The organism is Xanthomonas nasturtii (assembly GCF_001660815.1).
GTDB classification, from domain to species: Bacteria; Pseudomonadota; Gammaproteobacteria; order Xanthomonadales; family Xanthomonadaceae; genus Xanthomonas; species Xanthomonas nasturtii.
In genome coordinates, this window is the sequence record NZ_LYMI01000078.1 from 67233 (window position 1) to 79242 (window position 12010).

At 63.9% G+C, this 12010-nt stretch carries 4 protein-coding genes; all 4 read left to right on the forward strand.

Going from position 1 to position 12010, the window contains the following annotated elements:
• The first annotated feature begins 490 nt into the window (after positions 1-490).
• Entirely contained in the window at positions 491-2752 is a 2262-nt protein-coding gene (locus A7D16_RS19770; protein ID WP_064634928.1) for a methyl-accepting chemotaxis protein, read from the forward strand.
• Positions 2753-3374: 622 nt separating this feature from the next.
• Positions 3375-5609, forward strand: a complete 2235-nt coding sequence (locus tag A7D16_RS19775; RefSeq protein WP_064634929.1) for a methyl-accepting chemotaxis protein — start codon at positions 3375-3377, stop codon at positions 5607-5609.
• A 539-nt stretch (positions 5610-6148) separates the two neighbouring features.
• Complete coding sequence (locus A7D16_RS19780; protein ID WP_064634930.1) at positions 6149-8392, forward strand: methyl-accepting chemotaxis protein; 2244 nt, start codon at positions 6149-6151, stop codon at positions 8390-8392.
• A 529-nt stretch (positions 8393-8921) separates the two neighbouring features.
• Entirely contained in the window at positions 8922-11591 is a 2670-nt protein-coding gene (locus A7D16_RS19785) for a methyl-accepting chemotaxis protein (protein WP_064634931.1), read from the forward strand.
• The last annotated feature ends 419 nt before the right edge of the window (positions 11592-12010 follow it).

Sequence of the window (12010 nt, forward strand, 5' to 3'; positions counted from 1 at the left end):
CACTGCGGCAACCGCGATGCCGCCTTCCGACCTTGGACGCGCCGTCATCCGCGCGTCCTGATATGCGTCATGAGCGAACGCGGCATCGCGCCGATTCGCTTCCCAAAGCCGGTGCACTTACCCGGCAAACCACCTGCCTGCATGCTGCCGTCACGCTTCAGCCCGTGATCGAGCAGTGAATTGGCACCGCACCATCGCGTGCTGATGGCGCTCCCATGAGGGGGGTTTCGGGTCGTTCGTGCACATCAGCATCATCTTGGTGACGGCCACCCATACGCGGCTGGCCAGGCCAGTTCAGCCACTGCCATCCGCGCCGTTACCGTACACAAGCATGCAGACCTGCCTTGCAATCGAGCGCAGCGTGACAACCACTCACGCGCAGCGATGGATCGGCCGGATGCATGCCCGCCCCGGCAGCGCTTGGCGTATGGATTACGCGACCCTGCCGATGCGCATTTCCCCTTCCTGCCCATCGCCTCCGAGACTCAACATGATCGCTCTTCTTCAACGGTACAATGTCGGCAAGCGCCTGACCTTCGCGTTCGGCACGCTGATCCTGCTGTCGTGCGCACTGGTGGCTGCCGGTCTTTACACGCTAGCGCAAGCGCGTCAGAGCCTGGATACGCTCACCAATCGCAACATGGTCATCGTCCAGCATCTGCAAGAGATGAATGACGCCGTCTCGGTGATCGCCTTGCAGCTACGCAATCTCGTGCTGCCGACCACCGCTGAAGAGAATCGTCGCTTCGCCACCTTCATCGAAGAACAGCGCAGCATCTACGACAAAGCGCGCGAGCAGCTTTACGTCTTCCCGGCGACACAGACAGGGCAGGCCATGCGCGACAAGATCGATCAGAACAACAAGATCGCCAGTGCGCTCAACCGCCAGGTCATCGATCTAGGGCTTGCAGGCAAAGCCGATGAGGCACTGCCATTGCTGCTGCAGCGTGCGGCGCCGGCCACGCAGGTGTGGCAGGGTGCGCTGCTGGAATACAAGGCGCTGCAGAGCCAGCGCGCGCAGGAAGCCAACGATGTAGCCACCACGGCGATGGCACGCGGCCGCGTGATGTTGATCAGTGGCGGCCTGGCGGTTGTGTTCATCAGTGGCCTGCTGGGTTGGGCCATCACCCGCAGCCTGGTGCGCCCGCTGTCGCAGGCCACCCGTGCCGCCGAAGCCATTGCCAGCGGCAATCTCGACAACGACGTGCGCACCACCAGCAACGACGAAACCGGCCGCCTGCTGCAGGCGATGGACAAGATGCAGGACCAGGTACGCAACCTGATCAGCGCGCAGCTGGACATGGCCAAGCGCCACGATGCAGGCCAGATCAGCTTCCGCATGGATGCCGCTGGGTTCCCCGGCGACTTCGGTCGCATGGCCGAAGACACCAACGAGCTGGTTGCCGCGCACATCAAGGTCGAGATGCAGACCATCCACCTGGTGGAGCGTTACGCCATCGGTGATCTGAGCGAAGACATGCCGCAATTGCCAGGCGAAAAAGCCGCGATCACCACGGCGATGAACCAGGTCAAGCACAACCTGTCCACGATGAATCACGAGATCAAGCACCTTGCCCAGGCCGCAGCCAACGGCGACTTCACCGCGCGTGGCAATGCCGAGCAGTTCCAGTTCGATTTCCGCATCATGGTGGAAAGCCTCAACCACCTGATGGCCACTGCCGACGGCAACCTGCAGTCGTTGTCCGGCTTGCTGCAGTCGATCGCCGCCGGCGACCTCACCGCACGCATGACCGGCCAGTATCAGGGCGTGTTTGCCCAGATGCGCGACGACGCCAATGCCACTGCTGAGCAGCTCGCCAACATCGTGGGCCGGATCCAGGAAGCCGCCGGCGCGATCGGCCTGGCCTCCGGCGAAATCGCCACCGGTAATCAGGATCTGTCGCAGCGCACCGAACAACAGGCCGCCAATCTCGAAGAAACCGCCGCCTCGATGGAAGAGCTCACCTCCACCGTCAAGCAGAATGCCGAACATGCAAGCCAGGCCAACCAGCTCGCCATCGGCGCCGCGGCAGTGGCTTCGCAAGGCGGCGCTGTGGTGGCAAATGTGGTCACCACCATGGCCGACATCCAGGGCTCGTCGAAGAAGATTGCCGAGATCATCAGCGTCATCGACGGCATCGCCTTCCAGACCAATATCCTTGCGTTGAATGCTGCGGTGGAAGCGGCCCGTGCCGGCGAACAAGGCCGCGGATTCGCCGTGGTCGCCTCGGAAGTGCGCACCCTGGCGCAGCGGTCGGCCAGTGCTGCCAAAGAGATCAAGCACCTGATCGACGACTCGGTCAGCAAGGTTACCCAGGGGGCCACCCTGGTCGACCAGGCCGGCACCACCATGGCCGAGATCGTCGCCAGCGTGCAGCGCGTCACCAACATCATGGGCGAGATTTCTTCCGCCTCGCAGGAGCAATATGCCGGCATCGAACAGGTCAACCAGACCGTGACCCAGATGGACGAAACCACCCAGCAAAACGCCGCACTGGTTGAAGAAGCCACCGCCGCCGCCCGTGCGATGGAAGAACAGGCGCAGCAACTCACCGAAGCCGTGGCAGTGTTCAAGGTGGCCGCACACGCACCGGTAGCGCGTCAGTTGTCGGCCATTGCCAGTGCAACGGCCAATGCCCGCTTCGCGCCGCGTCCGGCGGCACGCGCTACCTCGGCAGCCGTCTCGCTGCGTCGCAGCGCTGCGGGCACCACCACAGCGGCCGCCGATCTGGGCGATTGGCAGGAGTTCTAAGCGCAGCTCAAGCGTTGAAAGCACGACAGGCCGTCGCGCACGGCCGTCGTGTCGATGCACAACGCAACGTGCGGTGCCAAATCGGTGGTGGAATCCGCATCTGGCGCTACACGTCATCGTCCCTAGGTGCAGATGGGATACGAAACAAAAGCGTGCACGAGAGTATCTGTCACACGCATCACCGGCCTCCGCCGTCCGATGGCAGGCGCAGGTGAAACGTCGCCTGCCCTCGGTCGGCGGCCACATCTGCCGCCAGATAGGTTTCACCACTGCAAGGCTGTCTCACCGCGGCATCGGGCCAGCGTTGTATGCGTGTGAGCTGTGCGGCGCACGTGAAATGCAACAAACGCTCGCAACTTTCCGCAGCACGCCAATTTACAAAAAATCACGTATTTCAACGGCTGGATCGCAGAATTGCGCACAGTGGCACCGGATATGCACCAGCCATCCACACGCGGCCATCATCTGCCTGAGACCCGGCTTTACCAAGCAGGCCGAGCCGACTTAATTGATCGCAACCAGCGCCGTTATCAGTGGGCGTGCCGACAGGCGACACGAGCGCAGCGCGCCTGGCTGGCCTGTCGGCGTAACCGCCTCCCACCGTTTCGAGTCGAGCGATTCCATGACCTCTCTTTTGCTGCGTTTCAACGTCGGGCCGCGATTGGCTGCCGCCTTCACCGTGCTGATCCTGCTCTCCGGCTTCATCGCCATCATCGGCTATCGCGGGCTGAGTTCGGCACGCGCACTGGTCGAGGATCTTGTACGTCAGAACATGACCAAGATCCGCCTCTCCAACGACATGATGAATGCCAATTACGTCATCGCCTCGGAGTTGCGCAATGTCGTGCTGCCAACCAGCAACGAAGACAACCTGAAATTCGTCGCATCCATCAAGCAGGCGCGCGTCGACTATGCCAAGGCACGCGACGCGCTCTATGCCATGCCGTCTTCGTCGCAGGGCCAGGACATCCGCGAAGAGATCGACCGCCTCACTCCGCAAGTGCGCGATTTGAACAACAAGGTCATCGACCTGGTGACGTCAGGCCGCAGCGACGAGGCATTGCCGCTGCTGCTCACCCAGGCAGCGCCCGCGCTGCAGCAGTGGCAGGACAAGATCGGCGAGAACATCACACTGCAGGACAAGCTCGCTGCCGAAGCGGCAGAGCTGGCGCTGCAGTCGATGGCCGATTCGCGCAAGTTGCTGGTCGGCGGTTCGCTGCTGGTGGTGCTGTTGAGCGGCACCTTGGGCTTGCTGATCACCCGCAGCCTCACCCGGCCGCTGAGCCGTGCCACCCGCGCCGCCGAAGCGATTGCCGAGGGCAAGCTCGATAACGCCGTGCATAGCGAGGCCAGCGACGAAACCGGTCGCCTGCTGCAGGCCATGGACAAGATGCAGTCGCAGGTGCGCAACCTGATCACCGCCCAGCTGGACATGACCAAGCACCACGATGCCGGCAAGGTGAGCTTCCGCATGGATGCCGGCGCTTTCCCGGGCGATTACGGCCGCATGGCCGGCGACACCAACGCGCTGGTCGACAGCCACATCCAGGTCACTGCGCGCCTGGCGCAGATCATGGGCCGCTATGCGATTGGCGACCTCAGCGAGGACATGGACGCCCTGCCCGGCGAACAAGCCAAACTCACCGAGACCATGGCGCAGGTCAAACGCAATCTGGCAGCGATGAATCAGCAGATCAAGCAGCTGGCCCAGGCCGCAGCGGCTGGCGACTTCAGCGCACGCGGCGATGCGGCGCAGTTCCAGTACGACTTCCGCATCATGGTCGAAAGCCTCAACACCTTGATGGCCACTGCCGATGGCAGCCTGCAATCGCTGTCGGGCATGTTGCAGGCCATTGCAGCGGGCGATCTGACCGCACGCATGGACGGCGATTTCAAAGGCGTGTTTGCACAGATGCGCAACGACGCCAACGCCACCGCCAGCCAGCTGGCCGGCATCGTCGGGCGCATTCAAACCTCGGCAGTCTCGATCAATACGGCTGCCACCGAAATTGCCGCCGGCAACAACGACCTGTCGCAGCGCACCGAACAACAGGCCGCCAACCTGGAGGAGACTGCCGCCTCGATGGAAGAGCTCACCTCCACCGTCAAGCAGAATGCCGAGGGCGCACGGCAGGCCAATCAGCTGGCCATCGGCGCGGCCAGCGTGGCTTCGCAAGGCGGCGAAGTGGTCGGCAAGGTGGTCGACACCATGGCCGGCATCCAGGCGTCCTCGAAGAAAATTGCAGACATCATCAGCGTCATCGACGGCATCGCCTTCCAGACCAATATCCTGGCCTTGAACGCCGCTGTGGAATCCGCGCGTGCCGGCGAACAAGGCCGCGGCTTTGCGGTGGTGGCCTCGGAAGTACGCACGCTGGCACAGCGTTCGTCTGCCGCCGCCAAGGAGATCAAGGACCTGATCGGCGACTCGGTGCAGCGCGTGGCCGACGGCTCGCAGCTGGTAGACCATGCAGGCCGCACCATGGCTGAAATCGTCTCCTCGGTGCAGCGCGTCACCGACATCATGAGCGAGATTTCCGCCGCCTCGCAGGAACAATCTGCCGGCATCGAGCAGGTCAATCTCACCGTCACCCAGATGGATGAGGCCACCCAACAAAACGCCGCATTGGTGGAAGAAGCCACCGCCGCAGCACGCGCAATGGAAGAACAGGCCCAGCAGCTCACCGAAGCGGTGGCCGTGTTCAAGCTGGACGACGACACCCACGCTGCACGCCTCATCACCCGCCAAACCGTCAAACCTGCAGCGCCGTCACATCTGCGGCATCTGCGCAGCAGCGGGCGAGCGCCAGCGCCCGCCCTCGCCACCACAGGCAGCGAGGATTGGCGCGAATTCTGAGCCAGTGCCACCGGAGCAACGGCTTCGGTCTTGTTCTCCCCAAACGGCCGGCCCGGCACTCCCAGGTCGGCCGTGCGCGTTTACGGAGAACGCCGCGCACGATCTCTCCTTCATGGGATGGCTGTCTGCGCTGTCGATGCGCTGCGGCGGAACGCAACGCTCTATGCCGAACAGCCCATCTCGGCGCAGCCGCATCGCGCGCGTGCCAAACCATCCGGGCATCCGGGCATCCGGGACAGCACATACCTGCGTGAAATCCTTCTTCACATCCAGCTGCGATCAGAGCAGTGTTTTGGCCTGGAAAGACAAATTCCGACAGGGCATCAAGGGTCTCTCCCGACAGCCGACCACCAATTCCCTACGTGGTCTACACATGGCCATCACGTAGCTGATCCGTGGATTTAACCGCTCAAACCGCGCACATCAATGCTCTCACGACCCGGCCGTTACTGGATCACGCAAGGCAGCAGTTCCCCGCAGCGCTCCAGCGTACGTGTGCAGCTCCTGCTGCTTCGCCCACCCATTGCTCAGGCCATTCCATGACTTCTTTTCTGCATCGCTTCAACGTCGGCAAACGCCTCTCGCTGGCATTCGGCATCCTGATCCTGCTGTCCTGCGCGCTGGTGGCCGCCGGCCTGTACACGCTTGGTCAGGCGCGCGATCGCCTGGACACCATCGTCAAACGCAATATGGCGATGATCCAGTACGCCACCGACATGCTGGACGCCAATGCCACAATCTCGTTGAACCTGCGCAACATCGTGCTGCCGACCACGCCCGAGCAGAATCGCCAGTTTGGCGAAGTGATCGACACGCAGCGCACCCGCTACAAGGACCTGCGCGAGAAGCTCTACGCGTTTCCCGCCGACGCGCACGACCAGCAATTGCGCAACGCGCTGGATTCAACCCGCGAGCAGGCGCTGGCGCATAACCAGCAGGTGCGCGAACTGGGCACGGCCGGCAAGGTCGACCAGGCCATGCCCATCCTGCTCGAACGCGCAGCACCAGCCACCCAGCGCTGGCAGGATGCGATCCGCACCTACTCGGATGCGCAGCGCAAGAGCAGCCAGCTGGCCTACGACCAGGCCAATGTCTCGATGGCGCGTGGCCGCAGCATGCTGATCGGCGGCGGCCTGGCCGTGGTGCTGCTGAGCGCACTACTGGCCTGGACGATCACCCGCAGCCTCACCGGCCCGCTGAACCGCGCCACCCGCGCTGCCGAGGCCATTGCCGATGGCAAGCTCGATAACGCAGTGCACAGCGAGGCCAGCGATGAAACCGGTCGTCTGCTGCAGGCGATGGACAAGATGCAATCGCAGGTGCGCAACCTGCTCGCCGCACAGACCGACATGGCCAAGCGCCACGACGATGGCCAGATCAGCTTCCGTATCGACGCCGAGGCATTCCCGGGCGAGTATGGCCGCATGGCCGGCGACACCAACAACCTGGTGGCGTCGCATATTGCAGTGAAGATGAAGCTGGCACAGATCATGGGCCGCTACGCCATCGGCGACCTCAGCGAAGACATGGAAAAGCTGCCAGGCGAAAAGGCGGTGCTCAGCGAGACCATGGCCCAGGTCAAGGTCAATCTCGGTGCGATGAATACCCAGATCAAGCACCTGGCCCAGTCGGCGGCCAATGGCGATTTCAGCGCCCGGGGCGATACCGAGCGCTTTCAATACGACTTCCGCTTGATGGTGGAAAGCCTCAACACCTTGATGGCCACCGCCGATGGCAACCTGCAGTCGCTCTCGGGCCTGTTGCAGTCGATCGCTGCCGGCGACCTCACCGCACGCATGAGTGGTGAGTTCCACGGCGTGTTCGCACAGATGCGCGACGACGCCAACGCCACGGCGACCCAGTTGTCCGGCATCGTCGGGCACATTCAGCACTCGGCCACCTCGATCAATGCCGCCGCCAGCGAAATCGCCGCCGGCAACCAGGATCTGTCGCAGCGCACCGAACAACAGGCCGCCAACCTGGAAGAAACCGCTGCATCCATGGAAGAACTGACCTCCACCGTCAGGCAAAACGCAGAAAGCGCCCGCCAGGCCAATCAGCTCGCCATCGGCGCCGCCAGCGTGGCATCGCAGGGCGGCGAGGTGGTCAGCAAGGTGGTCGACACCATGAGTGGCATCGAAACCTCCTCCAAGCGCATTGCCGACATCATCAGCGTCATCGACGGTATCTCGTTCCAGACCAATATCCTGGCCTTGAATGCCGCCGTGGAAGCGGCGCGTGCCGGCGACCAGGGCCGTGGCTTTGCGGTGGTGGCATCGGAAGTGCGCACACTCGCACAGCGCTCGTCGGCTGCGGCCAAGGAGATCAAGAGCCTGATCGACGACTCGGTGCAGCGGGTGGCCGACGGTTCGCAGCTGGTGGACCAGGCCGGCAAGACCATGGCCGAGATCGTTGCCAGCGTGCAGCGTGTGACCAACATCATGAGCGAGATCTCCGCCGCCTCGCAGGAGCAGTCGGCCGGAATCGAACAAGTCAACCAGACCGTCACTCACATGGATGAAGCCACCCAGCAGAACGCCGCATTGGTGGAAGAAGCCACGGCTGCAGCACGTGCAATGGAAGAACAGGCCCAGCAGCTCACCCAAGCGGTGGCCGTGTTCAAGATCGAGAGCCACCTGCCGGTTGCCGCACGCACTGCGCCGCTCGGCGCTGCACGCGCCATGCCACGCAGCGCACCGCGGCCGGTGCTGGCCTCCGCCTCGCCCCGCGCCAGCAATGGCGGCGCCCATGCCGCCGCTGCCGGCGACTGGCAGGAGTTCTGATCCGCTGACCACGCCTGGGACGTGCTGCGCCCTCTCACTGCAAGGCGCCGCGCTGGCCAGACGGCACAGGGAGGGCATGACACGCCGGCACCGCTGCGCAACGCGGCAGCGACACGGCAGCGACACGGCAGCGACACGGCAGTTCCCAGTAACACGGTCCACAGGCAACACCACACACTTCGAGAGCCTTCGATCCGCACTCCGCCGATCTTATGGGCCGCTTCCCTTGCGAGGGGAAGCGGCCCTTTTTTGGTCTGCCGTCCCCACTCCCAAGTCGAGACCAGCAGCCAGGCAGGCGTTTTGACGGTCGTTCCGCTCCCCTGGTCGCAAGCGGCGACCTTCAAATTTCACCCGAAATTTACAAATCACAGATGAATGCCGAGGCACTGGAAACGCTTACACCGACTGATGGCTGAATGCACTGGCTGATTTGTGCTGATTTCGACAGAAACGATGAATTTCGAGCATGGTCAGCCGCTATGGACTTCACGCATCCGTAACGCCCTCCCCCGGGCAAGGTCGATTCCTCATGCATTCCTTCAACCGCCTCTCTGTCGGCACGCGGCTCTCCGCACTGCTGACCCTGGTCATCGCCATCTCGTTGGGCCTGCTGGCTCTGACCATTTACCGTCAGTCCGCTGGCGACATCGAATCGCAGGTCAAGGCCGAGCTGCGCTCCAGTACCCGATTGATGCAGCAGTCGGTTGCGATGTACGACGTCACCCTGACCGAAGGCACCCAGCGCCTGGGCAGCGTGTTTGACGACATGCTCCCCACCGGAGCGCGCGAACTCGATAGCGCCAGCACCGTCACCATCGGCGAGCAGAACACCCCGTCACTGCGCGCCGGCAAGCAGGTGCTGAATCTCAACTTCGACGCAGTGGATCGCTTTGCACAGGCCGCCGGCGGTGTCGCCACCATCTTTGCGCGCACCGGCGACGACTTCGTGCGTATCACCACCTCGCTGCGCAACAAGCAGAACGAACGCGTCATCGGCACCCTGCTCGATCGCAAGGGCAAGGCCTACGCCGCACTGTCGCAAGGCAATGCCTTCACCGGCCAGGCGCAGCTGTTCGGCGAGCAGTACATGACCCACTACCAGCCGCTGCGCAACGCCGCCGGCGAAGTGATCGGCGCGCTGTTCGTCGGGCGCAACTACACCCAGGGGCTGGCCGCGCTCAAGTCCCAGGTCAGCGCCACCAAACTGGGCCAGGATGGCTACTTCGTCATCGTCGACATGGCGCCGGGCGACCATCAGGGCCAGGTCATCGCGGCCCCACCGGGCACCCCGTCCACGTTGGCGGCGCTGGTGCCGGCCGAGCAGCAGGCGCTGTTGCAGGCGGTGCTGGACGGCAAGCAGCCCAGCGCCACCCTGCAGCTGCGCGATGCCAAGGGCAGCAGCCAGGCATTCGAAGTCAACGCACAGCGCTACGCGCCGTGGCAGTGGGCGGTGATTGGCGCGCAGCCACGCAGCGCCATCGACGGCCCGCTGGACGCATTGATGGGTAGCATGCTGCTGTTCTCGCTGGTGGTGCTGGCGCTGTGCATCGCGGTGGTGTTCATTGCCGCGCGCAAGATGGTCACCCGCCCGTTGCTGGCAGTGGAACGCGTGCTCGGCGATGTGGCTGCCGGCCGCCTGGACAACCCCATCGAGATCGACCGGCACGACGAACTCGGCCGCCTGCTGCTCAACGCACGCACCATGCGCGACGACCTGCGCGCACGCCTGGAACGCGACCATCTGATCGCCAGCGAAGCGCTGCGCGTACGCACCGCGCTGGACGATGTCAGCACCAACGTGATGATCGCCGACGCCGACCGCCGCATCATCTACGTCAATCGCCCGCTGCAGCGCATGCTCTCGGCGATGCAGGACGTGCTGCGGCACGACCTGCCCGGCTTCGATGCCAACGCATTGAGCGACACCCGCATCGACCAGTTCCATCGCAACCCGGATCAGGCACGCCTGCTGGATCAGCTCAAGGGCGCGCACACCGCACAGATCGAGATCGGCGGCCGCGTGGTGCTGGAAGTGGTCAGCCCGGTGCTGGCTGCCACCGGCGAGCGCATGGGCTATGTGGTCGAATGGAGCGACCGCACCCAGGAAGTGCAGGTGGAACAGGAGGTCGCGCACGTCGTGCAGGCTGCCGCCGCCGGCGACCTCAGCGAGCGGATCGACATCCAGGGCAAGCACGGCTTCCTGCTGCTGCTGGCCCAACAACTCAACACGTTGCTGGACAACAACGCCGACGGCCTGTCGCGCGTCTCCGCGTTGCTCTCGTCGCTGTCGCAAGGCGATCTGACCGCGCGCATGGACGGCGACCTACAAGGCGTGTTCGCCACCATCCGCGACGACGCCAATGCCACCGCCGACCAGCTGGCCGGCATCGTGCGCCGCATCAAGGACTCTTCCCTGGCGATCAATTCAGCCGCCAGCGAAATCGCCACCGGCAACAGCGACCTGTCGCGTCGCACCGAGCAACAAGCGGCCGCGCTGGAAGAAACCGCTGCCTCGATGGAAGAACTCACCGCCACCGTCAAGCAGAACGCCGACAACGCCGACCAGGCCAACCGCCTGGTGCTGGATGCCGCCGGCGTGGCGGTCAAGGGCGGCGATGTGGTCGGCCGCGTGGTCACCACCATGGCCGACATCGACACCTCGTCCAAGAAGATCGCCGAGATCATCAGCGTCATCGACGGCATCGCCTTCCAGACCAATATCCTGGCGTTGAACGCGGCCGTGGAAGCGGCACGTGCCGGCGAACAGGGCCGTGGCTTTGCCGTGGTCGCCAGCGAAGTACGCACGCTGGCGCAGCGTTCGGCCGGTGCGGCAAAAGAGATCAAGCACCTGATCGAAGACTCGGTGACCCGCATCGGTAACGGCGCGGCATTGGCCTCCGAAGCCGGCAGCACCATGCAGCAAGTGGTGAGCTCGGTGCAGCGGGTCACCGACATCATGGGCGAAATCACCAGTGCATCGCGCGAGCAGGCCGCCGGCATCACCCAGGTCAACCAGACCGTCACCCAAATGGACGAAACCACCCAGCAAAACGCCGCGCTGGTGGAAGAAGCCACTGCCGCAGCGCGCTCGATGGAAGACCAGGCCGCACAGCTGGTCGATGCGGTGGCAGTGTTCCGTCTGGAACCGCAAGACCGGCTGAGCACCCTGCTGGCAAACGCACGCCACGCCTATAACTGATGCGGCAACCACGATTGCTGCCAGGGAAATCACAGCGTCGAGGGCGCGATGCCCTCACCGCACCAGATAGCTGGCTGGTAGTTTTTTGAAGAACCAGGACGCCACATCAGAGCGCTGATAGTTGCCTGATTGAAAGCTCTGCACACCGCCCAACTTGACTGGTCCTTGCCCGCCCACCGTCGCGGGACCTTGAGCGGCATGGATCCCGCGCCAGAGCCTCCATGGACGGATTCACGGCGTGTCCCGCGATGGTGGGCGGGCAAGGGCCCTGCAGCAAGGGCCCCGCAGCAAGGGCCCTGCAGCAAACGCACAGCAGCCATGCGCGGCACCCTCACAGCACCAGTAGGCATATGCGTCTGGTCAGCCGCTCTTAAAGATTTCGCTTTGCCGCCGATATCAAGGCGACGCCGGGACAACCC

Bases quoted from the DNA above. Each gene is read 5' to 3' on its own strand.
- A7D16_RS19770 (WP_064634928.1), top strand. From the start codon at position 491: ATGATCGCTCTTCTTCAACGGTACAATGTCGGCAAGCGCCTGACCTTC.
- A7D16_RS19775 (WP_064634929.1), top strand. From the start codon at position 3,375: ATGACCTCTCTTTTGCTGCGTTTCAACGTCGGGCCGCGATTGGCTGCC.
- A7D16_RS19780 (WP_064634930.1), top strand. From the start codon at position 6,149: ATGACTTCTTTTCTGCATCGCTTCAACGTCGGCAAACGCCTCTCGCTG.
- A7D16_RS19785 (WP_064634931.1), top strand. From the start codon at position 8,922: ATGCATTCCTTCAACCGCCTCTCTGTCGGCACGCGGCTCTCCGCACTG.